The sequence below is a fragment of the Actinoplanes missouriensis 431 genome (assembly GCF_000284295.1).
GTDB classification, from domain to species: domain Bacteria; phylum Actinomycetota; class Actinomycetes; order Mycobacteriales; family Micromonosporaceae; genus Actinoplanes; species Actinoplanes missouriensis.
Genome location: NC_017093.1, coordinates 5,642,635 through 5,665,260 on the forward strand (window position 1 = coordinate 5,642,635; position 22,626 = coordinate 5,665,260).

At 72.5% G+C, this 22,626-nt stretch carries 16 protein-coding genes; 9 read left to right on the plus strand and 7 right to left on the minus strand.

Annotated features, from left to right (window positions below; genetic code table 11):
* Window positions 1-6: 6 nt before the first annotated feature.
* The 3 genes from AMIS_RS26110 to AMIS_RS44695 all read right to left on the minus strand — a co-directional run bounded on the left by AMIS_RS26110 (window position 7) and on the right by AMIS_RS44695 (window position 3,135).
* On the minus strand, window positions 7-1,302 hold the full coding sequence (locus tag AMIS_RS26110; RefSeq protein WP_172666626.1) for a type IV secretory system conjugative DNA transfer family protein: 1,296 nt from the start codon (window positions 1,300-1,302) through the stop codon (window positions 7-9).
* Window positions 1,303-1,351: 49 nt separating this feature from the next.
* Window positions 1,352-2,683, minus strand: coding sequence for a type IV secretory system conjugative DNA transfer family protein (locus tag AMIS_RS26115; RefSeq protein WP_041830072.1), 1,332 nt, complete (start codon window positions 2,681-2,683; stop codon window positions 1,352-1,354).
* Window positions 2,684-3,009: 326 nt separating this feature from the next.
* Window positions 3,010-3,135 (minus strand): hypothetical protein, encoded by a 126-nt coding sequence (locus tag AMIS_RS44695; RefSeq protein ID WP_269447694.1) that lies wholly within the window; start codon window positions 3,133-3,135, stop codon window positions 3,010-3,012.
* A 284-nt stretch (window positions 3,136-3,419) separates the two neighbouring features.
* Here AMIS_RS44695 and AMIS_RS40835 point away from each other — a divergent pair, with 284 nt between their 5' ends.
* The 5 genes from AMIS_RS40835 (at window position 3,420) to AMIS_RS26140 (ending at window position 11,297) form a co-directional block, all read left to right on the plus strand.
* Window positions 3,420-4,355, plus strand: coding sequence for a GGDEF domain-containing protein (locus AMIS_RS40835; RefSeq protein ID WP_172666627.1), 936 nt, complete (start codon window positions 3,420-3,422; stop codon window positions 4,353-4,355).
* Window positions 4,356-4,691: 336 nt separating this feature from the next.
* Window positions 4,692-8,120 carry an AfsR/SARP family transcriptional regulator gene (locus tag AMIS_RS43740; protein WP_014445422.1) on the plus strand — a complete coding sequence of 1,143 codons (3,429 nt, stop codon included), beginning with the start codon at window positions 4,692-4,694 and terminating at the stop codon, window positions 8,118-8,120.
* Between the two features lie 147 nt (window positions 8,121-8,267).
* Window positions 8,268-9,209: a daunorubicin resistance protein DrrA family ABC transporter ATP-binding protein gene (locus tag AMIS_RS26130; protein ID WP_014445423.1), complete on the plus strand. Its 942-nt coding sequence runs from the start codon at window positions 8,268-8,270 to the stop codon at window positions 9,207-9,209.
* Window positions 9,206-10,045, plus strand: coding sequence for an ABC transporter permease (locus AMIS_RS26135; RefSeq protein WP_014445424.1), 840 nt, complete (start codon window positions 9,206-9,208; stop codon window positions 10,043-10,045). The genes AMIS_RS26130 and AMIS_RS26135 overlap by 4 nt, the downstream gene beginning before the upstream one ends.
* Before the next feature lie 424 nt (window positions 10,046-10,469).
* On the plus strand, window positions 10,470-11,297 hold the full coding sequence (locus AMIS_RS26140; RefSeq protein WP_014445425.1) for a DUF1028 domain-containing protein: 828 nt from the start codon (window positions 10,470-10,472) through the stop codon (window positions 11,295-11,297).
* A gap of 80 nt (window positions 11,298-11,377) precedes the next feature.
* Here AMIS_RS26140 and AMIS_RS26145 read toward each other — a convergent pair whose 3' ends face one another.
* The gene (locus AMIS_RS26145; RefSeq protein ID WP_014445426.1) at window positions 11,378-13,768 is read right to left on the minus strand and encodes an ABC transporter permease; all 2,391 of its coding nucleotides are present in this window, start codon (window positions 13,766-13,768) and stop codon (window positions 11,378-11,380) included.
* Entirely contained in the window at window positions 13,765-14,619 is an 855-nt protein-coding gene (locus AMIS_RS26150; RefSeq protein ID WP_083888829.1) for an ABC transporter ATP-binding protein, read from the minus strand. Before AMIS_RS26150 ends, AMIS_RS26145 begins: the two co-directional genes overlap by 4 nt.
* A gap of 111 nt (window positions 14,620-14,730) precedes the next feature.
* On the opposite strand from AMIS_RS26150, the gene AMIS_RS26155 reads away from it, so the two are divergent.
* Both AMIS_RS26155 and AMIS_RS26160 read left to right on the plus strand, forming a co-directional pair.
* Window positions 14,731-16,074: a sensor histidine kinase gene (locus AMIS_RS26155; RefSeq protein WP_014445428.1), complete on the plus strand. Its 1,344-nt coding sequence runs from the start codon at window positions 14,731-14,733 to the stop codon at window positions 16,072-16,074.
* Window positions 16,071-16,721, plus strand: a complete 651-nt coding sequence (locus tag AMIS_RS26160) for a response regulator (RefSeq protein WP_014445429.1) — start codon at window positions 16,071-16,073, stop codon at window positions 16,719-16,721. Before AMIS_RS26155 ends, AMIS_RS26160 begins: the two co-directional genes overlap by 4 nt.
* 25 nt (window positions 16,722-16,746) lie before the next feature.
* On the opposite strand, the gene AMIS_RS40840 is transcribed toward AMIS_RS26160, so the two are convergent.
* Both AMIS_RS40840 and AMIS_RS26180 read right to left on the minus strand, forming a co-directional pair.
* Window positions 16,747-17,436, minus strand: coding sequence for a peptidase associated/transthyretin-like domain-containing protein (locus AMIS_RS40840; RefSeq protein WP_157435076.1), 690 nt, complete (start codon window positions 17,434-17,436; stop codon window positions 16,747-16,749).
* 905 nt (window positions 17,437-18,341) lie between these two features.
* Window positions 18,342-19,547, minus strand: coding sequence for an EAL and HDOD domain-containing protein (locus AMIS_RS26180; RefSeq protein ID WP_231859088.1), 1,206 nt, complete (start codon window positions 19,545-19,547; stop codon window positions 18,342-18,344).
* Between the two features lie 175 nt (window positions 19,548-19,722).
* On the opposite strand from AMIS_RS26180, the gene AMIS_RS26185 reads away from it, so the two are divergent.
* Both AMIS_RS26185 and AMIS_RS26190 read left to right on the plus strand, forming a co-directional pair.
* Window positions 19,723-21,270, plus strand: coding sequence for a long-chain-fatty-acid--CoA ligase (locus AMIS_RS26185; protein WP_014445433.1), 1,548 nt, complete (start codon window positions 19,723-19,725; stop codon window positions 21,268-21,270).
* Window positions 21,271-21,323: 53 nt separating this feature from the next.
* Entirely contained in the window at window positions 21,324-22,616 is a 1,293-nt protein-coding gene (locus AMIS_RS26190; RefSeq protein ID WP_014445434.1) for a hypothetical protein, read from the plus strand.
* Window positions 22,617-22,626 lie beyond the last annotated feature (10 nt).

The window sequence follows — 22,626 nt, forward strand, 5'->3', positions numbered from 1 at the left end:
GGCCGATCAGTAATCGCCGTCGGTCACCCCGCGCAGCGCCAGCAGGTCGGGGTCCGCGACCGACGAGCGCAACTCGATGATCTCCGGCGGCGCGGTGCCGGTGACGCAGAGCGCCCTGCCGCGCGGCAGGATCCGCAGCGCTTCGGCGCTCGTCCGCGCGGCCGGCAGCCCCGCCGGCCGGGCCGAGCCGAGCAGCTGCTCGCTGAGCTCGGCCGTGGCCGTGTCGTGCCCGCCGGGGAGCACCAGCACCGACGAGTGGTTGTTCACGATCGAACGGGCGAGGTTCTCGCCGTAGACCGATCGCAGCTGTGACACGTCGGTGCACACGGTGATCAGCTGAATCGCGGCCTTGGAGGCGGTGCTGACCAGGCCGCCCAGGTCCGGGATCGGCGCCACCGAACCCGCGTCGTCGAGCGCCATCAGCAACGGCTTCACCGGGCTCTCCGACTCCTCCAGTGCGGCGACCGGGCCCCGCAGGTCGAGCAGGGAGCTGGCGAAACCACGGTTCGCCCGGTAGACGCTGCGCACGAAGAGCGGGATGAACGTGGTGAAGTACGGCCGGAACTCGTGTTGCGCGTTGGGCGGGGCACAGACGTACACCGTGTTGTTCCGGCCGTTCAGGAACTTGCTCATCTGGAACCGGGGTTCCGCGTCCGCCAGGTTCTGCACCGACGAGAAATGCCAGACCGCGATGGCGACCTCCAGCGAGAGGTAGACGACGGCCCGCTGCTGCTCGTCCCTGGTCAGCGTCACCTTCGCCACCTCGGCGCCCTCGTCGTCGCCCAGGCCCTCGATGATCGCGGCGGCCTCGTCCTCGGCCTGCGTGCCGATCCACCTCATCACGTCGGCCATCGTGCGGTCGCCGCGCGCCGCCGCGTACAGGAACGGGGCGAGGAGCCGAATCGCCGCCTCGGTCCAGTGGTTCTCGTTCACGCCGCCCCGCCGGTGGCCGGCGTCCACCATGATCCGGGCGGTCAGCATCGCGTCGTCCCACGAGGCGATGAAGTCCAGCGGGCTCCAGCCGACCCGGTCCGGCCACTCCTCCAGCACCCCGCCGGGGTCGATGATCATGACTTCGCCGTGGCGGCGCCGGGCCTCCAGGGTCTGCTCGATCACATCCTCGCGGATCGAGGTCACCAGGGCCGGACCGGGCCATTCGAGCAGCGCCGGGACCACCACGCCGGTGGTCTTCCGGCTCCGGTGCGGACCGAGCACCAGGGCCGGCCCGAACGGCTCCGCCCGCACCCGCTCACCCTCCCGGTCGCCCAGCGAGATCCGGAAAGTCTCGTCGTCGCCCCTCATCAGCCACCACCTGTTCTCCGGGCCGCCGGCCCCCATCCGCCGGTTGTCATCAGCGCTCCGCCGCCCGGCCCGGCCGGCCGCTGGGCAGTCCCGCGATCCCCTGCCAGGCGGCGGCCGCCGGCGACCGGTCCAGGTCGAGGATCACCGGGGGACCCTGCCGGGAGACGGCGAGCGCCCGCCCCCGGGGCAGGCGCCGCACCATCTCCGCGGGTGGCAGCCCGTCCGCCTCGCCGAACGGGTTCTGGTGGCGCAGCAGCCGATTCACGAGATCAGCGGTCGCCGGATCACGGCTGCCCGGCAGGATCACGACCGTCGCGTGGTTGTTCACCAGCGACAGCGCCGCCTCCCCCCCGTACACGGACTGCATCTGTGCGACGTCCGTGAAGACCGAGATCACCTGCACGGCTGCCTTGCCGGCGGTGCTGACCAGGTCGTTCAGGTCCGGGATCGGCGCGACGTCGGCCGCGTCGTCGAGGACCACGAGGAACGGTTTCACCCGCGGTGGCGACGCCGCGATGGCCGCCTCCGGACCGTGCCGGTCCAGTTTCGACGCTGCGAAACCTCGGTTGTTCAGGTAGCCCGAACGAATCGCCGTCCAGGCGAACGCGGTGCTGTACGGCCGGTAGTCGTGGCGGGCGTCCAGTGGCGCGCACAGGTAGAGCGTGCCGGCCGAGCCTTCCCAGAAGTTCTGGATCAGATCTCGATTCTCCGGTTCATCCCTGCCAGGCCGCCAGCCGAGCCCGAGACTGACCTGGAGTTCGGCGTAAATCTCGCTGCGGCTCTTCGCCTCCCGCTGCCAAGCAGACTCGGCCACCATTATGGCCGTCTCCATCCCGGTCGCCTGCAGCAGGCTGCGGACCTCGAACTCCTCTTCAGTGTCGATCCAGCGCAGGACGTCCGCCCATCCGTAACCGTTGGCCGCGGCTGCGAACAGATGGGTGGCCAGCAGCGCGACGCCGGCGGCGTGCCAGCGTTGATCGCCGTTGGGCACCAGCGGCGCCGAGTCCGCGAGAATACGCGCCGTCACCTGCGCCTGGTCCCACTCCCTCGCCTGTTCCATCGGCGTCCATCGCGTTCGCTCGACCACGTCGCCCAGCAGGCCGCCGGGGTCGAAGGCCACGACACCGCCGAGAGCAGCCCTGTCCGGAATCGTCGGCCCGGCGACGTCACCGCCGAGCGACGTGACGAGTGCCGGGCCGGGCCAGTCCCGCAGCGCCGGGATCACCACTCCCGTCGTGCGTCTGCTGCGGTGCGGGCCGAGAACCAGGATCGGTCCGAATGGCTCTGCGTGCCAGGGGACGCCGTCCACCCAGCCCAGAAGGATGCGGAGGCTTTGATCACCGGCTTTCTCCGCCGCCGTCGGCTTTCGCTTCGTCGGCATCACACTCCCGTGGGCCCGGATCGGCGGCCGATGTTCCCGGCGGCACTGCGCCGGAGGCACACCGGTAGATTTGCACGACGCCCGGTCACCGGGCAAGAGCCGTCACACGCGCGCGGGCCGTGCTCCGCACCTGATCCGCAACCGGGGTGCAGCCGTCCGGCACCCCGGTCCGCTCACTCTTGCGCCATGAGTTCTGTGGTCAGCACGGCCACCACCACGCGTCGCGTCCAGGTCTGGCAGCTCTGCCTCGGCGTGGGCGCGCTTGCCATGATCGCTTATTTCGGCCTCGGCCACCTCGGCGTGCTGCCCGGCACCCAGGTAGCCCTCTACTGCAGCGCGAACGGCGCCCTCGCCGTCGCCGCGATCGTCTCGGCGCGGCAGCACCCGTCGCTGCGTGGCCCGATGCTGCTGATCACCGCCTCCGCGGTCAGCAGCGTGATCGGTGACGTCACCTACTACTTCGTGGCGCTGGTCAGCGGCGAAGAGGTCTACCCGAGCATCGCCGACGTCTTCTACCTGGCGGCGTACCCGTTGATGGCGCTCGGCCTGCTGCTCATCGTGCGGCGCCGCACCCCGGGCTGGGACGGCGCGAGCATCATCGACGCGTCGATCGTGGCGATCGGCACCGGTTTCCTGGTGTACCAGTTCCTGATCGCCCCGGCAGGCCACGGACCTGACCTCGGCGGACCAGTTCGTCTCCGTCGCGTACCCGGTCGGCGACCTCATGCTGATCGTCGTGGGCTCCCGCCTCATGCTCGGCGCCGGGCCGCGCGGCACCGCACTGCGGATGATCGGCGCCTACCTCGGCCTGGTGCTGTTCGCCGACACGGTCTACAGCTACCAGTCGGTCAACGACATCTTCCAGGCCGGCAACGTCCTCGACGCGTTCTGGATGACCTCCGGCTTCGTCTTCGCCGCCGCGGTCCTGCACCCGTCCGCACCGACGCTGGTGACCCGCTCGAACGCGGCCACCCCGGACGCCACCACCGGCCGCCTGATCATCCTCGCGATCGGTGCGATGACCGCGCCCACGTCGATCCTGATCCAGGAGGCGCTCGGCCAGACCCCGGACACGATCGCCGCCGCGATCGTCTGCAACCTGCTGTTCCTGCTGGTCCTGGTCCGGATGACCGGCCTGGTCCGGGCCCAGCGTCTGGCCGCGATCACCGACGGTCTGACCGGCCTGCGCAGCCGTCGCTACTTCGAGGAGTCCCTCGGCAACGAGAGCGCCCGCGCCGAGCGCTACCACCTCCCCCTGAGCATGCTGCTTCTCGACATCGACCACTTCAAGAACGTCAACGACACGTACGGCCACAACGGCGGCGACCGCGTCCTCGTGGAGGTCACGCACCGCCTGCGCGAGCTGGTCCGCCCCGGCGACGTGGTGGCCCGTTACGGCGGCGAGGAGTTCGCGGTGCTGCTGCCGGCGACCGGCCCGGAGCAGGCCCGCGAGATCGCCGAGCGGATCCGCCGCGGCGTGGGCGCGGCGCCGATCGCGGTCAGCGATTCCCGCCTGGTCCGGGTCACGGTCTCGGTAGGCGTCGCCGGCATGCCCGCCGTCGCCACGACCGCCGAGCTGGTGCTGACGGCGGACCGCGCCCTCTACGCCGCGAAGAACGCCGGCCGCAACCGGGTGACAAGCGCCGCCGACTCCTACCCAGGAGCCGCCTGACCCGGCCCAGCCGCCTGATTCCCGTCCGCCTTCCCCTGCTCACGCCGCCGCCCTCCTGCTCCTTGCAACCTCGCCCGCCGCCTACTCCCCATGTGGCGCTCTCCCTCTTTGCCTTCCGCCCTCCGTTCGGGGTTGCCCTCTCCCCCTTCCGCCCCCGTTCGGGGTTCCCCTCGCCGCCTTCCGCCCTCCGTACTGGTTCGCCTCTCCGCTGCCGATCTTGGAACGCGGCGCGGAGAGCGGACCGGCTCGGTGGCCGAGGTTCGGTGGGACGGCTTGCGGGCGGCGGCGGGCGAGCCGGGTGGGACAACCGGCGGCGGAACCGTAAGAATCGTCGCCATGCGGTTCGGCATCCTCGGTCCACTCCGGGCGGAACAGCCCGACGGGAGTCCGATCCCGCCCGGCGGTCCGCGGCTGCGTGCCCTGCTGGTGATGCTGCTGATCGACGCGGGCCGCCCGGTCGGGATCGAGCGGCTGATCGACGGCCTCTACGGGGAGCACCCGCCGACCGGCGCCGCGAACGCACTGCAGTCCCAGGTGTCGCGCCTGCGGCAGAGCCTCCCGGTCGAACGCGAGCCCGCCGGTTACCGCCTCGCGATCGATCCGTCCGAGGTGGACGCCCACCGCTTCACCGTTCACGCCGCGGAGGGCCGCCGCGCCCTGACCGCCGGCGAGCCGCACCGGGCCGCGAAGATCCTGCGTGAGGCGACAGCCCTGTGGCGGGGCGAGGCACTGGCCGATGTGCGAGACGCGCCGTTCGCCGCCGCGCACGCCGATCGCCTGGCCGAACTGCGGCTGACCGCCACCGAGGATCTCTTCGAGGCCGAGCTCGGCAGCGAACTCTCCGGGGACGCGATCACGGAGCTGCGCGCGCTGGTTGCCGCGCACCCGCTGCGGGAAAGGCCGTGGGGCTTGCTCATGCGCGCTCTGGCGGCGGCCGGGCGGTCCACCGAGGCCCTTTCCGTGTACGCGGACGCGCGCCACACCTTCGCCGAGGAACTCGGTGCGGACCCCTCGCCGGAACTCACCGAGATCCACACAGCGCTCCTGCGCCGGACCACTCGCCCCCGAACCCCTGCCCCGGGAGGCGCCGCTCCCCCGGTCACCGCCCCAACGGGCACCGCCCCAACGGGCTGCGCTCCAACGGGCAGCGCTTCCATGGGCGCCGCCTCCCCGGGCGCCACCCCATCGGGCACCGCACCAACGCGCACCGCTCCAACGGGGGCCGCCTCCCTGGGCGCCGCTCCATCGGCGGGTGGCTCGCCGCTCGCCGGCGCGGCGGGTGGGCCGCTGATCGCCGGTTCCCGGGGCGGTCCCGCCCGGCGCGGAGTTCCGGTGGCGCTGACCAGCTTCGTCGGGCGGGACTCCGACCTCAGCCGTGTCACCAAGGCCCTCACCTCGGCGCGGCTGGTCACCCTGCACGGGCCGGGCGGCGCCGGCAAGACGCGGCTCGCCACCGAGACCGCGGCCCGGCACGACGGGGACTGCTGTTTCGTGGAGCTGGCCGCCGCGACCGGTGACGACGTGCCCCGCGCAGTACTTGAAGCGCTCGGCCTGCGGGAGGCCGGCCTCAGTGACCGTACCCATGCCGGCGCCGAAGCACCTGCCGCAATCGACCGCATGGTCGCCGCGCTCGCCGACCGGCGGATGCTGCTGGTGCTGGACAACTGCGAGCACGTCGTCGAGGAGGCCGCCGCGCTGACCGGACGACTGCTGGCCGCCGCGCCCGGGTTGCGCGTGCTCGCCACCAGCCGGGAGCCGCTCGGCATCACCGGTGAGGCCCTGCATCCGGTCGGCGGTCTCCCGGTTCCGCCGCCGGCGGGCGTGGTTCCCGAGGTCGGCGTGGTTCCCGGCGTGGACGACCTGATGACGTACCCCGCGGTGCGACTCTTCGCCGACCGGGCCGCCGACGTCTCCCCGGGGTTCGCGGTGACCAGTGAGAACGCGGCATCCGTCGGCCGGATTTGCCGGATGCTGGACGGCCAGCCGCTCGCCGTCGAACTCGCCGCCGCCCGCCTGCACGGGCTCTCGGTCGACGAGGTAGCGGCGCGGCTCGACGACCGGTTCCGGCTGCTCTCGCGGGGCAGCCGCACCGCCGCGAGCCGGCATCGGACGTTGCATGCGGTGGTGGCCTGGAGCTGGGATCTGCTGGCCGAGCCGGAACGGGTGCTCGCCCGGCGGTTCACGATCTTCGCGGGCGGCGCCGACCTGCGGGCGATCGAGGCGGTCTGCGGTGAGGCGGCCGGCGTTTCCATGGGTGCCCTGGCTCATTCGGATGCGGGGTGGGACAAGTCGGAAATAGTCGACATACTCGCCGGGCTGGTCGGTAAGTCGCTGATCGAGCGGGACGGCGGCCGCTACCGAATGCTCGCCACCATTCGGGCATTCTGCGCGGAACGGCTCACCGAATCCGGGGAGCGGCCGCGGATGGTGGCCGCGCACGCCGCATACTTCCGGGATCTGGCCGTCACCGCGGACCCCTGGCTGCGTACCGCCGGCCAGCTCACCTGGCTGGACCGCCTCGACGCGGACCGCGACAACCTGCATGCGGCGCTGCGCCACGGTGATGTCCGGACCTCGTTGCGGCTGGCCGCAGCGCTCTCCTTCTACTGGTGGCTGCGCGGGCTGCGGGCCGAGGCCACCGCGCTCAGCGAGCGTCTGCTGCAACGCGCCGGCGCCGAACCGCCGCCGGGCATGACCGAGGAGTACGCGCTCTGCGTGCTCAACGCCGCCCTCGGCGGAACACGGCCGGCCGAACCGTGGGACTCCTACCTCATGAGCCTGGAAGCGCCGCCCACTCAACCGTTCCTCCTCTACCTGTCGGCCATGGCGGTGGGCCCACCTGAATCTCCGCCCGGCGACGTGGTCGCCCTCAACAAGCACCTGCGCGAACGCCTCGGCGGCGAACCGTGGTGCGCCGCGCTCGGCGCCATCGGCGGCGGCTGGATGCTGCTCTTCGCCGGTGCCGGACCGGACGCGGCGGAATCGGACTTCGCCGTGGCACTCGCCGGGTTCCGGGCGATCGGCGAACGCTGGGGCGCCATGCTGGCCCTGTCCGGCATCGCCGAGCTGGAGATCTGGCGGGGCAACCCGGCGGCCGCGATCGAACCCATCGGTGAGGCGTTGCGGCTGGCGACCGAACTCGGTTCCACCGTCGACGTCGCCGACCTGCTGCGCGGCCGCGGCGAAGGCCGGCTCAGTGCCGGGGATCTCGGCGGCGCGGCCGAGGACTTCGCCCGTTCCGCCGAGCTGGCCCGCGACTGCGGCGCGCTGGAACTCCTCGCCGCGGCCCGTCTCGGAGAGGGTGCGATCGCACTGCGTACCGGAGACCTGGACGAGGCCAGCCGTCGCTGTGCGGCAGCTCTCGCGGCGTGCCCGGCCGGCTGGTTCGGCGCCGACGGCACCCGGATGTCGATCTTCGTGATGCTCGGCCGGATCGCCGAAGCCCGCGGCAGCACGGCCGAGGCGGCTGAACACTATCGATCGGTCCTGACGGTCCGGGGCGGGCTTCTCGGCGCCCAGACGACGGCCGAGGCGATCGACCGGCTCGCCGGGCTGGCTCTCACCGCCGGCGAGCCGTCCCGGGCGGCCGAGACGCTGGGGACGGTGGTCGCGCTGCAACTGCGCGCCGGCTCGGCGGAGAGCGAGCTCGCCGCGCGGGTGGCGGCCGGGGTGGTGGCCGAGCTCGGCGAGCAGGGGTACGCGGCGGCGCTCTCCCGGGGTGAGTCGCTGTTCCCGGAGGACGCGTTGGCGCTGCTCCGCTCCTGATCCACGCACCGCCGCGCGTGCGGCCAGAACCGCCGCGCGTGCGGCCAGAACGGCCCTGCGTCCGACCAGAACAGCGGTGCGTGCGGCCCAGGGCGGCCGTGCGTGCGCGGTGCGTGGCCGGTCAGCGGGAGCGGCCAGTCTTCCGGCATGACTTATGCGGTTGCGGCCGACGGGCTGCTGAAACGGTATCGGGGCGGTACGACCGCGCTCGACGGGTTCGACCTGAACGCCCCGGCCGGCGGTGTCTACGGCCTGCTCGGCCCGAACGGCGCCGGCAAGACCACGGCGGTCCGCGTCCTGTCGACGCTGCTGCGCTTCGACGCCGGCCGTGCGGAGGTGGCCGGCGCCGACGTCCGGGACAACCCCGGCCTGGTGCGCGACCGGATCGCGATGACCGGCCAGTACGCCGCCGTCGACGAGATCCTCAGCGGCCGGCAGAATCTGATCCTCTTCGGACGTCTTCACCATCTCACTCCCCGTGACGCACGACGCCGCGCCGACGAATTGCTGGAACAGTTCGGGCTCACCGAGGCGAAGGGCCGCTCCGCCGCCGAGTACTCCGGCGGCATGCGCCGCCGCCTCGACCTGGCCGCCAGCATGATCCGGCGGCCACGCGTGCTCTTCCTCGACGAGCCGACCACCGGACTCGACCCGCGCAGCCGCAACCAGGTGTGGGACGCCGTCCGGGCCCTCGTCGCGGACGGCACCACGGTCCTGCTCACCACGCAGTACCTGGACGAGGCCGATCAGCTCGCCGCACGGATCGCGGTGGTCGACGCCGGCCGGGTGATCGCCGAAGGCACCCCGGCGCAACTGAAGGCGACGATCGGTGCGGACCGTCTGGAGATCGTGGTCGAGAGCGCCGACCGGCTCGCCGACGCGGCCTCCGTCGTGGCCCGGCTCACCGGCACGAACCCGGACACCGACACCGATCAGCGCCGGGTGCGCGTACCTGTCACGGATCGGGTGGGCACGCTCGTCGAGACGGTACGGGCGTTGCAGGACGCCGGGATCGTCGTGGCCGACGTCGGGGTGCACCGGCCCACTCTGGACGAGGTATTCCTTCAGCTGACGGGAGCAACCCGATGACCACGCTGGCACCGACCCGTACCGAGGAAGTGGTGAGCCCGACCACCCACCGCGGCCGCGCCGTCGCGGATGGCTGGGTGATGACCGGGCGGTACCTGCGGCATGTGGTGCGCGCGCCCGAAGAGATCGTCATCTACTTCTCCTTGCCCATCATGTTCGTGCTGGTCTTCGGCTATGTGTTCGGCAGCGGCATGCAGGTGCCGGGCGGGGGTGGATACCGGGAGTTCCTGCTGCCCGGCGTCTTCGTGATGACCATGCTGTACGGCATCGGCGCCACCGCGACCGGCATCGCCACCGACGTGGGGCGGGGCGTAGTCGATCGCTTCCGGTCGATGCCGGTGGCACGGTCCGCTCTGATGACCGGACGTGCCGCCGCGGACCAGGTGCGGGCGCTGCTCGAAGTCACGGTGCTCGTGGTGTGCGGTCTGCTGGTCGGCTGGGACTGGCATCGCGGTATCGGCAACGCGCTGCTCGCCATCGGACTCCTCCTACTCCTGCGGCTCGCGCTGAGCTGGGCGGGCATGTTCCTCGGTCTGGTCGCCCCGAACCCGGACACCGTCGCGACGATCGTCTTCCCGCTCGCCTTTCCGCTGAGCGCCGTGTCGAACATCTTCGTGGCTCCGGAACTGATGCCCGGCTGGCTCGGCGCCGTCGCCGCCTGGAACCCGATCTCGGCGACCACGACGGCGATCCGGGAGCTGTTCGGCAATCCCGGGCTGGGCGGGGATTCGTGGGCTACTCAGCACGCGTTGTTCCTGGCGGTGGCGTGGCCGATCGCGCTGATCGCGGTGTTCGCACCCCTGGCCGTCCACCGTTACCGCCGCCTCGGCAGCTGACCACGCCGGCGCTCCGTAGCGGGGCTTGCGACGCGGGGCCCGCGCGAGGGACCGCGGCGCGGGCCTGGTGTGGTGACGCGGACCGGCGGCGTCGGCCCCGAGCGGGGGCGCGACCCCAAGTGGCGGCGCGGCATCGGGGCAGCAGCGCGGCATCGCGGCGGCGGCGCGCGGCGCCGCGGGCGGGGTCGCGGCAACGACCGGTCCCGCCCGCAGCGCCGCCGGCCGGGGGACGCTTCGGGCGGAAAGCGCCCCTCCAGCCGTGGACCGCGCTCCGGCCAGAGCGGTCCATGACCGGCCGCGCCCCTGCGGGGAACGGGCGCGACCGGAAGTCCTGTCCGCAGTCTTGAACCCGGAAGGCGCTCCGCGCAAACTCAGTCCGAGCACATCCTGCGCCTCGCGTGTTTCCGGCGGATACCGTGCGCCCATGACATTTTCGATCGTGGGCCGGTCCGACGACGGCGCGGCCATCGGCGTGGCCGTGGCCAGCAAATTCCTCGGCGTCGGCGCGGCGGTGCCGGCCGCGCTGGTCAATGTGGGCGCGGTCGCCACCCAGTCCTACGCGAACCTCGCTTACCGCCCGCAGGCGCTCGCCCTCCTCGGCACCGGTGTGGACGCCGAGTCGGCGGTGAAAGCACTGATCGCCGCGGACTCCGGGCCGGTCTCGCACCGCCAGCTCGGCGTCGTCGGAGCCTCCGGGCCGGGCGCGACCTTCACCGGCACGGACTGTCATGCCTGGGCAGGGGGCGTAGCCGGAGAGGGTTACGCCGCACAGGGCAACATGCTCGCCGGTCCGGAGGTGATCGCGTCGATGGAGCGCGCATGGCTGAACTCGTCGGGCGCGCTGCCTCAGCGGCTGCTCGCCGCGCTTCGCGCCGGCGATCAGGCAGGCGGGGACCGGCGTGGGCGGCAGAGCGCGGCCTTGCTGGTGGTTTCCGAGGGCCGGGGGTACGGCGGGACCAGCGACGTCTGGGCCGATCTGCGCGTGGACGACCACACGGATCCGGTCGCCGAGCTCGGCCGGCTGCTCGAGATGCACAGTCTGTATTTCGAGTCCCCGGATCCCGCGACGCTCCTGACCCTGGAGGGTGAGGTGGCCGAGGAGGTGCGGTCGCGGCTCGCAGCAGCCGGGTTCACCGGAGCCGACCTCGATGAGGAACTGGCCTCCTGGGCCGGCGTGGAGAACCTGGAGATGCGCGTGGTGACCGGCGCTATCGACCCGCTGGTGCTGGCTCATCTGCGGGCATCGGCGTAACGAGCCGGCGCTCAGGCCCGGACTCGCGCCCGGGTGACCGGGACGCACGGCCGGCCGGCGGACTGCCTGGCGGCTCGTCATCAGGCGGCCCGCCCGCGGCGCGGCGCCGGGACAGCGGTGGCAAGGACGGCGACGACGGCGCATCCGACGGTCACCGCGGTCCCGGCGCCCCACGGGATGACCAGCGCGATGTCGTGCCCCAGCTCGGACTCGAGGGCCGCGCGGATCCCGAACATGGAGAGCCCCGCGACCGCAGCGCCGAGCAGGGCACCGACCCCGACCGCGAGCAGCGCCTCGGCGGAGAGCACACCGAGCACCTGGCCGCGCCCGGCACCGGTCAGCCGGAGCACCCGTAGCTCGGCACGACGGGCCGCGGTCGCCATCAGCAGGGTGTTGCCGACCGCGATGCCGGTGTATCCGGCACTCAGGCCGATCAGCGCCCACAGGAACAGATCCACCAGTCGCCCCTCCTCGTCGACCTCCCGTTGCGCGTACTCCTCGACCGGCAACACCTCTCCCCCGGCCGCCGCCGTCGCCGTCCCGTCCAGGACGACCAGGTTGGTGAGAGCGTCGGGATCGTGCGCGCGGACCAGCTCGTGCGGCAGGACCACGGGCGCTTCGGCCTCCGGGTCGACGGCGCGGACCGGCAGCTCGGCACGGGTGCCGTCGGCCAGGCGCAGGGCGACCGTGCGGCCCGTCGTGACGCCCAGCTCGGAGGCGGTCTCGGGGTTCAGCACGACGGCCCCGGCGGGATCAGCGGCCTCACCCGTGTGATCTCGCTCGGTGCGGGTGAGGCCCACGGCGTCGTACCCGGTCGTGGTCGTGCCCACGGTGACCAGCACGCGCGTCTCCAGGCGGGACGACCCCGGGTGAGCCGCGACCGCGGCCTCGGAGAGCCCCGGTGTGCCGCTCGGCACCAGCAGGTCGGCTGCCGGGTACTCCGCGGCCGCGTCGATGCCGGCCGCCTCCTCGATCGTCGCGATCATGCCGGTGAGCAGCACGGTCAACCCGACGGTGGCGAGCACGGGCGCGGCCGTGGAGGCGACGCGGCGTACTCCGGTGAGCGTGCCCTCGCGAACCAGCATGCCTGTCGCTGACCGCCGCCACGGCGCCGCGACCACCCGCACCAGCGGTCCGATCACCACCGGGGACAGCATCGCACCCGCGGTGATCAGCAGCATCGCGGCACCCAGCCCGGCAGTCGTCTTCGTCTCGTCGGGCAGGGACGGCATCACCGCCAGCACCGCGCCACCGCCCGCCGCGCTCAGAAGGCCGGCCACCCACCGGGACACCGGCATCGGACGGGGATCGACGGCGGCTTCCCGCAGCGCGTCCAGCGGCGGGATCGTGGACGCTCGGCGGGCTGCCACGATCACACCCGCCAGCGCGGCGAGGACGCCGACGAGAGCGGCGCCGGTCATCGCCAGGGGCTGCTGGGTCGCCGTGAAACCCGCCGGCTCAAGACCGTTCTCGACCATCGGCCCGGCCAGCAGTGGCGCGCCGAGCGCACCGAGCGGGGCGCCGACGACGCCGGCAGCCAGGGCGATCAGGGTGGTCTCCGCGTACATCATCCGGCGCACCTGGCCCGGCGTCGCGCCGACCGCGCGCAGAAGTCCCAGCTCGCGCCGCCGCTGCGCGGCGCTCAGCGCACATGTCGAGGAGACCACGAAGATCGTCGCGAACGCACCGAGCGTGACGAGCGCGATCAGCAACTGTGCGCCGATCCACCGGATCCGGCTGACACTGGCCGGCTCCAGCTGATCACGATCTCGGCCGGTCAGGACACTGCCGGCCGGCCCGACCAGCGCCTGCGCCGCTGCCGCCACCCGCTCTTCGCTGCCGGTCAAAGTCAGGCCGATCAGCGGTACGCCGGAAGCGCGCCCCAGAGCCTCGGCGTCCGCCACGAAGTATCCGGCCATCGAGCCGGCGCCGGTGAAGCGACCGCCGTCGATCACGGTCCCGGTGACCGTCCACGTCTCCGGGCCCCGGGCCGTGAGCACCTCGATCCTCTCGCCCGGTGCGGCCCCCGCCATCGCGACCTCGCCGGCTCTCGCCGGGGCCCGGCCACGCTCGAGCCGGTAGCCACCGAGAACCGCCGACGACCAGGCGTGCCCATCGGACCGGGCGGCGTCCGGGTCGTCCACCGCTGTGCCGTCACGCAGCCGCTGGACGTAGAAGGACGGATCCGGGACGGCGGCCTGGACGCCCGGCAGGGCAGCCAGCTCACGGGCCAGCGCTGTCGCCTCGTCGGCGGTCCACGCCGGGCGTTCCGGTTCGCCGTAGTCGTTCGTCCCGGTCGATGGCGGCTGGACCAGCACCGGCGAGCTCGCGAGCCGGGCCGGAGCCTGCGGAAGCGAGCTGAGCTGCAGCGTCCCCGCGGCGGCCAGGATCGCCACCCCCAGCGCAACCGCGACGAACGTGCCGGCGAAGCTCGCGAACCGGTGCCGGACCGTCGCCCAGACCGTGCTCATCGCGCCACCTCATCGGTGAGCGGGCCGAAGCCGTTTCCGTGACCGAAGCCGGCGCCGTGACCCACCACGCTGCCGTGATCAGCACGGCCACCGCCACGACTGGAGCGGTGGGCGGACTCCAGGCGAGCGGTGCGGACCGCGATGACCTCCGCATCCGCCGGGCCGGTCAGCTCGTCGACCACCCGGCCATCGGCCAGGAACAGCACCCGGTCGGCGTGGGCCGCCGCATAGGGATCGTGGGTGACCATCACGACGGTCCGGCCATGCCGGTCCACGGCGGATCGCAGCAGGCGCAGCACCTCGGCGCCCGACGTGGCGTCGAGCGCCCCGGTCGGCTCGTCCGCGAACAGCACGGCCGGGCGGGTGACCAGCGCGCGAGCGATCGCCACCCGCTGCTGCTGACCGCCGGAGAGCTCGGACGGCCGGTGACCGGCTCGGCCGTCCAGACCGACCTCGGCGAGGGCAGCGGTCACCTCGCCCGCTGCCGGGCGCCGGCCGGCCAGACGCAGCGGCAGTGCCACGTTCTGCGCGGCGGTCAGCGCGGGGACCAGGTTGAAGGCCTGGAACACGAACCCGACGCGGTCGCGGCGCAGCCGGGTGAGGGCCCGCTCGCTCAGGCCGGTCACCGTCGTCCCGTCGATGCGGACGTCACCGGACGTGACGCGGTCCAGCCCGGCGGCGCAGTGCAGCAATGTGGACTTGCCGGATCCGGAAGGGCCCATCACGGCGGTGAACGTGCCGGCGCGGAAGGTGGCGTCGATGGCGTCCAGGGCGGTCACGGCCCGCTCGCCGGCGCCATACCTCCTGGTCACCGCCGTGAGCTCGACAGCGTGGGTGGAGTTCGTCGTCATGCCGTCGAGCTTGCTCGGCCGAGCGGCCGGGCGCATTCAAGCAGGGGGTACTTCTGGAGGTATAGCCTGCACTACCGACAACGCGGCCTGCGCTCGGTAGCGTTGCGTGGCATGCCGGTCCGCAACGCCCTCGAGTCGCTCACGCTGCGGCCGACCGTGTTCCTGCGGTCGGCGTGGCCGTGGCGCTCCCTGGCCTATCTCCTGGGCGGCGCGCTGGTCGGCTGGGCCACCATCCTCGTGGTGCTCGCCCTCCTGGTCGCCGGGACGCTGCTGTCCGTGCTGGTGGTGGGCTTCGCCGGGTTCGTGGCCACGGTCCTCTCCGGGATCGTGGTGGCGCGCGTCGAGCGATGGCGGCTGCAGCTGGTGGACTTCGCCGACCTGCCGGATCCGCATCATCCGATCACCGAGCCGGGGTTGCGCGCCTGGCTCGGCGTGCGGCTGCGGGAGGAGGTGACCTGGCGGGAGCTGGGTTACGCGGCGCTCTCCGCGGGCCTGTTGTGCTGGATGGACGCGCTCGTCCTCGGCGGCGTCGGCTACACGGTGCTCGCCACGCTCGGCGCGCCGTACTACATCAGCGACGAGCCGCTGCAGAACACGTTCCTGATCGCCCTGGTGGGGATCCCGCTGACGGTCGTCCTGGCGTACCCGGTGACCGCCTGGGCCGGCGCCCGCGCCGCGATGGCGCGCGCCCTTCTCGAGCCACGCACCGACGAGCGCCTCGTCGAGGTCACCCGATCCCGGGCCCGCCTGGTCGACGCCTTCGAGGTCGAGCGCCGCAGGATCGAGCGCGACCTGCACGACGGCGCCCAGCAGCGACTCGTCGCGCTCAGCATGCAGCTCGGCCTCGCCCGCCTGGAGCTGCCGCCAGGCTCGCCGGCGGCCGAGTCCGTCGCTGCCGCCCACGAGCTGGCCAAACAGGCGCTGACCGAGCTGCGCGAGCTGATCCGGGGCGTGCACCCGCAAGTGCTCACCGGCCGGGGCCTGGAGGCCGCCGTCGGGGAGGTCGCGTCGACGGCGCCGCTGCCGGTCGAGCTCGACTTCACGCTACCCGGCCGGCTGCCGCCCGCGGTGGAGGTGACGGCGTACTTCGTCACCGTGGAGGCGCTGACCAACGTGGCCAAGCACAGCGGAGCGTCGCGCGCCGTGGTCTCCGCCTGGCTGGAGCGGGAGCAGCTGATCCTTCAGGTGCGGGACGACGGGCGCGGCGGGGCCGATCCGGGCTCCGGTTCGGGGCTGGTCGGGCTGGCCGACCGGGTGGCGGTCCTGGACGGCGCCGTGACGGTCTCCAGCCCGCCCGGTGGGCCGACGATGTTGCGAGCGGAGATCCCGCTGCCCGCGGACAGGCAGCCGGGTGCGGGGGCATCACCCGTACCCTCGCGGGCTCGTGCGTCTCCCCGCGCCCAGCCGCAGCCTTCCCACGGCCTTGTCTCGAAGCTTGGAGAGGAGCGTTCATGACCGGTTTACGCGTCGTCATCGCGGAGGACGGGCTGATCGTGCGGGAGGGCGTCGCCGGAATGCTGCGGCGCTTCGGGCACGACGTCGTCGCCGCGGTCGGTGACGCGGACGAACTCGTCGACGCGGTCGGCAGGCATCGGCCGGACGTCGTCGTCACCGACGTGCGGATGCCACCCGGGTTCAGTGACGAGGGGCTGCAGGCGGCCATCACGCTGCGGGCCGCCGATCCCGAGCTGGCGGTGCTGGTGCTCAGTCAGTATGTCGAGCAGACCTACGCGGCCGAGCTGCTCGACTCGGGGCACGCCGCCGGAGTGGGGTACCTGCTCAAGGACCGGATCGGCGAGGTGACCGAGTTCGTGGACGCGCTGCAGGCGGTGGCGGCCGGGCGGACCGTCGTCGACCCGGAGGTCGTCCGGCAGCTGCTCGGGCGTCGCCGTGACCCGCTGCACCGGCTCACCGGCAGGGAACGCGAAGTGCTCGCGCTGATGGCCGAGGGGCGCTCGAACGCGGCGATCGCCCGGACGCTCGTCGTCACCGAGGCGGCCGTCGCCAAGCACATCGGCAGCCTGCTCTCCAAGCTCGATCTGCCACCCGACTCCGACGATCATCGCCGGGTCCGGGCCGTTCTCGCCTACCTGCGGGGCTGACGTGACACGCCGGGTGCCGCCACGATCAGCGGGTCACCGCGACGACGATCGACGCCAGAAGGCCGGACGCGAGGTGGAAGCGGTCCCGGGGTACGACGGTGAGCGTGCCGGCGTGTTCCTGGCTCACCGCTCGCGGGGTGCGGATGGCCCGGTACGGCGCGAGCTGGGCCACCTCCGCCGTCAGCGGCTCGGGGAAGCCGAGGCGGCCGGTGTGCGCGAGCGAGCGGCCGCCCGCCAGGTAACCGCCTACGTGCACCTCGACGGCGATGTGGACGGGTTCGTTCGGATGCCATCCGGGGTGGACGGTGCGGAACTCGGCGTAACCGTTCCGGTCGGTCAGTTGCGCTCCTCGGACCTGGGTCCGCGCGAGCGCGTCGCAGTGCCGGATGTCGATGACCGCGCCGGTGACCGGGTCGCCGGAACTCTCCTCGAGTACCCGGATGCGCAGCATGAGCGGAACGCCGGGGTGATCACCGGCGATGTCGCGGCGGACGAGTTCCAGGGGGAGGTGGTGAGCCTTCTTCTCTAGATCCGGGGTGAGGGAAAGCGCCGAAAGCCTGGTGGTGGCGCTCCTGCCCGGCCGTGTGGTGGAGCGGTGGAGGGTGGCGCTGTCCAGCTGGATGGTGGCGCGCTGGAGGCCGGTGTTGTGCGGGCGCGCGGTGACGCCGAGGTCCTCGGTCGAGCGCGCCGCGCTCGGGATCATCGGGGCCGGCATTCCCGAATTCGGGGCGGTCGCACTGGACGGCGCCGGGGTCGGGTTCCCCGAGCTCGGGCCGGTGGCGCCGGACAGCGCCGGGGTCGGGCCCGCCATCCACGCCGTGCCGGGTACCGAGCGGTTCGGGCGAGTGGTTCCGCCGGCTCCGGGGATGGTGGGTGTCGGCGAGGCGTTCACCGGGCGCGCCGGCGCAGTGCGGGTGACGCTCGCTTGATCGGCGGGTGCGCCGCCGGCGGGCGGCGCGGTTCGCGCGGCCGGCGGCATCGCCGGTACGGCCGTCGGGCTCGTCTGGGCTGCCACGGGCACCGCAGCTTGTACATCGGACGACGCTTGCGCGGCCTGCGATCCCTGCGGGACCGGCTGGGTGGGCTCGTGGCCTGGCGGCGCTTCGGCTCGGCGGGCGCCTGGCAATGCCGTCGCGTTGTCTTTCTGGCTGACTACTGGCGTGCCGCCGTCTTCGTCGCTCCGCACTTCGGTCACTTCCCCCGCTGTCGATCACAGGACCGCAGTTGATCTTCGCAGGGAAACTACGCGAAAAAGCTGTTTTGAGATATTTGTTGCCGTGTGTCCTTTGCGGGCCACAGGCAGGGCCTTCGTAACCGAACACCCGAAACAACTGCCGTCGCGCTGAGCGCCTCGCTCGCCGGATAGTCGACGCAAAGCGACGCGGGGCGGCACAGAGCGACGCGACGCGAGGCGAAGCAAGGCGGGGCGAGGCGGGGCGAGGCGGGGCGGGGCGAGGCGGGGCGAGGCGGGGCGAGGCGGGGCTGGGCGAAGCGAGGCGGGGCGAAGCGAGGCGGGGCTGGGCGAAGCGAGGCAGGACGAGGCAGAGCGAGGCCGGGGCGGGGCCCGAGAACGGGCACGCGTTCAGAATGCCCCCGGGACGAAAGCGCCGCCATCCCCCATCACGGGCGAGGGGCCGCCGTCACCGGAGCGAAGCGCTGTGCTGCTGACAACGTCCTCGTCGACCACCGCATGGCGTCCAGGAACGGCCCGGCCAGGTCCCCGGCCCCCCACTCGCCGGCACCGTAGGCACGGACCGCGCGCAGCACCTCGCCCAACCGGCCCGCGCCCGTGGTCAGCGCGTCCGACACATCCTCCGACAGCGGCAGCTGCTCCACCATGGCGGCCGGCGTCATCGCCATCAGCTCGGCCATCCCGTTGATCAGGCCGGCCACGAACGCGGCGGCCGGGTCGGCGCCGAAGCGGGGGGCGACGGTCTCGCAGAGGCGGGCCTGGGTGAGCGCGGTCAGCAGCTGCTCCTCCGGGGCCTCGCCACCGACGTCGTCGACGACCATCAGCGTGGCCCAGCGGCGGATGTGGGTCAGGCCGATCAGCATGATCGCCTGGCGGACCGAGGAGACCCGGCTGACGACGCCGGCCGCGACCGAGTTGCTGACCCGCAGGACGCGCATGGCCAGGGCCGGGTCGCTGGCGATGATCGCGGTGACCTTGTCGAGGCGCACGTCGGGGTGCATCAGGGCGGCCACCAGTTCGAGGCGGCGCATCCGGGACGGGGAGAGGCTGGGCGTGCTGAGCACCTGGGGACGGCTCAACGCGTACCCCTGGCGCAGTTCCATGCCGTAGCGGTCGGCGATGGCGACCTGTTCGGCGGTCTCCAGGCGTTCGGCGACGATCTGCAGGCCGGGGTGCCGCCGGATCTCGGCGACGAGCCGGTCGAGGTTGCTCAGGTCGCCGTCGAGGAGGTCGAGTTTCACGTACGAGGCGATGCCGAGCAACTGTTCGTGCCCGGAGCCCCAGACGAAGTCGTCGAGGGCGATCCGGTACCCGGCCTCGGCGAGCGCGGTGATCCCGGCGATCACCTCCTCGTCGATCTCCACGGTCTCCAGGATCTCCAGGACGACCTGTTCGGGGCCGAACGGCAGGGGGAGCCGCCCGGTCACGAACTCGCGGGTGAGGTTGATGAAGCACGGCCGGTTGCCGGCCACCTCGGCGATGCCGAACTCGGTGAACGCGTTCACCATCACCGTGCTGGTGGCGTAGGTGTCCTGCCGCCCCGACTCGACGGCGTCCATGCGACCGCGGAAGAGCAGCTCGTAAGCCGCCACGACGCCCTTGGCGTCGAAGATCGGCTGACGGCCTACGTGCACGGCGTCCAACGTCGGGATTCCCACGTCGAGGCCATCGGCAGCAAAACGACCCAGTTGAGAAACCAGCGCAGGAAACAAAGTCGAAACGGAGGGTTCCTCACCCGGCCGCTCCCGTGCTCAGATGAGACGGCTCGGCTGAGACGGCCGTCACACACTGATGCAAAGGATCCACCGGATGCTCAACCTCTCCGTACTCCTGGAGGACAGCGCCCGCCACCACCCGGACCGCGCCGCCGTGGTGCTCGGTCCGCAGCGGCTGACGTATGCGCAGGTGAACGCCGCGGCCAACCAGGTCGCCGGTCTGCTCGCCGCTCGCGGTATCCGACCCGGTGACAAGGTGGCGCTCTCCTGCCCCAACCTGCCGTACTTCCCGATCGTCTACTACGGGATCCTGAAGGCGGGCGCGGTCGTCGTGCCGCTGAACGTGCTGCTCAAGGGCCGCGAGATCGCCTACCACCTGAGGGACTCCGAGGCGAAGGCGTACTTCTGCTTCCAGGGCACCCCGGAGCTGCCGATGGGCGCCGAGGGCTGGGCCGGTTTCGGCGAGACCGAGGGCGCCGAGCACTTCTTCCTGATCACCGCGGACCCGGCGGCCGCCTCGACGGTCGAGGGCGCCGAGACGCTCGGGCAGGCCCTGGCCGGCCAGAGCCCGGTCTTCGAGACCGTGCAGCGGGCCGAGACCGACCCCGCGGTCATCCTCTACACCAGCGGCACCACCGGGCAGGCCAAGGGCGCCGAGCTGTCCCACGCGAACCTGGTGTTCAACGCGCTGACCTGTAACCGCCTCTTCGGCACGCAGCCGGCCACCGACACCCACCTGCTGGTGCTCCCGCTGTTCCACTCGTTCGGCAGCACGGTGAACATGAACGCCGGTTTCGCCACCGCCTCGACGCTGGTGCTGCTGCCCCGCTTCGACGCCGACCAGGCGGTCGCGCTCCTGCAGAGCGAGAACGTGACGTTCTTCGCGGGCGTGCCGACGATGTACTGGGGCCTGCTGAACGCGCTGAAGGAGGGCGTGGACGTCGACCGGATCGCCGGCAACATGCGGGTCGCGGTCTCCGGCGGGTCCAGCCTCCCGGTGGAGATCATCAAGGCGGTCAAGGAGCGGTTCGGCGTGACGATCCTGGAGGGCTACGGCCTCTCCGAGACGTCGCCGGTCGCCACGTTCAGCGACCCGCACAGCGATCCCCGGCCGGGCTCGATCGGCATCCCGATCTGGGGTGTCGAGGTGAAGCTGATCGACGCCGACTGGAACACCGTCGACGGCATCGACGAGATCGGTGAGATCGCGATCCGCGGCCACAACATCATGCGGGGGTACTACAACCGCCCCGAGGCCACCGCCGAGGTGATGAACAACGGGTGGTTCCGCACCGGTGACCTGGCCCGCCGTGACAAGGACGGCTTCTACTACATCGTCGACCGGGCCAAGGACATGATCATCCGGGGTGGCTTCAACGTCTACCCGCGGGAGATCGAGGAGGTCCTGCTCACCCACGAGGCGGTCTCCCTGGCCGCGGTGATCGGCGTGCCGCACCCGAGCCACGGCGAGGAGGTCAAGGCGTTCGTGATCCTCAAGCCGGACGCGTCGGCCACCGAGGAGGAGATCGTGGCCTGGAGCAGGGAGCAGATGGCGAGCTACAAGTACCCGCGGGTGGTGAGCATCGTCGACTCGCTGCCGATGACGGCGACCGGCAAACTGCTCAAGCGTGAACTGAAGTAACGGGAGGTTGCGCCGGTGTCGCACAGTGGAGGGTGGATGTTACGGAGGTCCGCTTGACCACAGCACTGGCGCAACGCCCCACCGCGGGCGGCCGTGGAGTCCTGCGCCGGGTCGGTCAGCTCCGGCACACCTCGCCCGGCCGCCTGCAACTGCTGCTCGTCGTCCTGCTGGTGCTCGGCGCGCTGACCGGCCTGGTCGCCGGGGTCACCGCGCAGTCCGCCGCGGGCGGCACCGCGGATCTGCGTGACCGGGCCCAGCCGCTGCTCGCCGAGGCGGAGACGGTCTACTCCGCCCTGGCCGAGGCGGACACCATCGCGGCGCAGGCGTTCCTCGCCGGCGGCTTGGAGCCACGCGAGCTCACACAGAGGTACGAGGAGCGCCTCGCCCAGGCGACCACGGCTCTCACGGCGGCCTCACGGCGTACCCCGGAGGGAAGTGCCGCCGCCGAAGCGGTGCACGCCCTCGCGGCCGGGACCACCCGCTACGCCGCGCTCGTCGCCACCGCGCGCGCCGCCAACCGGCAGGGACTGCCGGTCGGCGCGTCCTACCTGACCACCGCGTCGGAGCTGAACCAGCGGACGCTGCAACCACAGGCGCAGGCGCTGTTCCAGTTCGCGAGCCGCGAGCTCGACGCGGGGTACGAGCAGGCACGCAGCTCCTGGTGGCTGATCCTGCTCCTGGTCCTGGTCGTCGGGCTGACCCTCGCGCTGGTCGGCACGCAGGTCTACCTGAGTCACGCCACCCGCCGCACATTCAACGTGCCGCTGGTCGCCGCGACGGCGCTGACCGTGCTGCTGATGGCCGCCACCGGCGTGCTCTTCGCGCTGCAGCGCGACCACCTGCGGGCCGCCGGTGAGGACGGCTCGGCCCCGGTGACCGCGCTCGCCGAGCGGCGCATCCTGGCGTTGCGGGAGCGCGCCTCGGAGGCGCTGACCCTGGCCGCGCGGGGCGGCGACGACATGCACGAGGACGACTTCCGCGAGGCGCAGTCCCGGCTCACCTTCGACGACCGGGAGCTGCTCACCGAGGCGGCGCTGATGCACCAGGCCCGCGCGCAGCACGACGCCTATCTGCGGCTGCACGAGAAGGTGCGGGAGCTGGACGACAACGGCGACTACGACGCGGCGGTGAAACTGGCCGTCGGCACGGAGTCGACCGAGGCGTTCGCGGCGCTCACCGAGACCCTGGATCAGGCGCTCACGGCGCGCCGGGCGATCTTCGACGCCGAGATCCAGCACGCCGGGCGCGGCCTCGGCGCGCTGACCGTGCTGGCGCCGCTGCTCGCGCTGACGGTCTGCGTGCTGGCCGCGCTGGGACTGCGCGCCCGCCTGGAGGAGTACCGGTGATGCGACGGGG

What these genes read in the sequence shown, in the direction of transcription:
- AMIS_RS26140 (WP_014445425.1), top strand. Translation starts at nt 10,470, where the DNA reads ATGACATTTTCGATCGTGGGCCGGTCCGACGACGGCGCGGCCATCGGC.
- AMIS_RS26155 (WP_014445428.1), top strand. Translation starts at nt 14,731, where the DNA reads ATGCCGGTCCGCAACGCCCTCGAGTCGCTCACGCTGCGGCCGACCGTG.
- AMIS_RS26130 (WP_014445423.1), top strand. Translation starts at nt 8,268, where the DNA reads ATGACTTATGCGGTTGCGGCCGACGGGCTGCTGAAACGGTATCGGGGC.
- AMIS_RS40840 (WP_157435076.1), bottom strand. Translation starts at nt 17,436, where the DNA reads ATGCCGGCCCCGATGATCCCGAGCGCGGCGCGCTCGACCGAGGACCTC.
- AMIS_RS43740 (WP_014445422.1), top strand. Translation starts at nt 4,692, where the DNA reads ATGCGGTTCGGCATCCTCGGTCCACTCCGGGCGGAACAGCCCGACGGG.
- AMIS_RS26160 (WP_014445429.1), top strand. Translation starts at nt 16,071, where the DNA reads ATGACCGGTTTACGCGTCGTCATCGCGGAGGACGGGCTGATCGTGCGG.
- AMIS_RS26110 (WP_172666626.1), bottom strand. Translation starts at nt 1,302, where the DNA reads ATGAGGGGCGACGACGAGACTTTCCGGATCTCGCTGGGCGACCGGGAG.
- AMIS_RS26150 (WP_083888829.1), bottom strand. Translation starts at nt 14,619, where the DNA reads ATGACGACGAACTCCACCCACGCTGTCGAGCTCACGGCGGTGACCAGG.
- AMIS_RS26145 (WP_014445426.1), bottom strand. Translation starts at nt 13,768, where the DNA reads ATGAGCACGGTCTGGGCGACGGTCCGGCACCGGTTCGCGAGCTTCGCC.
- AMIS_RS26115 (WP_041830072.1), bottom strand. Translation starts at nt 2,683, where the DNA reads ATGCCGACGAAGCGAAAGCCGACGGCGGCGGAGAAAGCCGGTGATCAA.
- AMIS_RS26135 (WP_014445424.1), top strand. Translation starts at nt 9,206, where the DNA reads ATGACCACGCTGGCACCGACCCGTACCGAGGAAGTGGTGAGCCCGACC.
- AMIS_RS26185 (WP_014445433.1), top strand. Translation starts at nt 19,723, where the DNA reads ATGCTCAACCTCTCCGTACTCCTGGAGGACAGCGCCCGCCACCACCCG.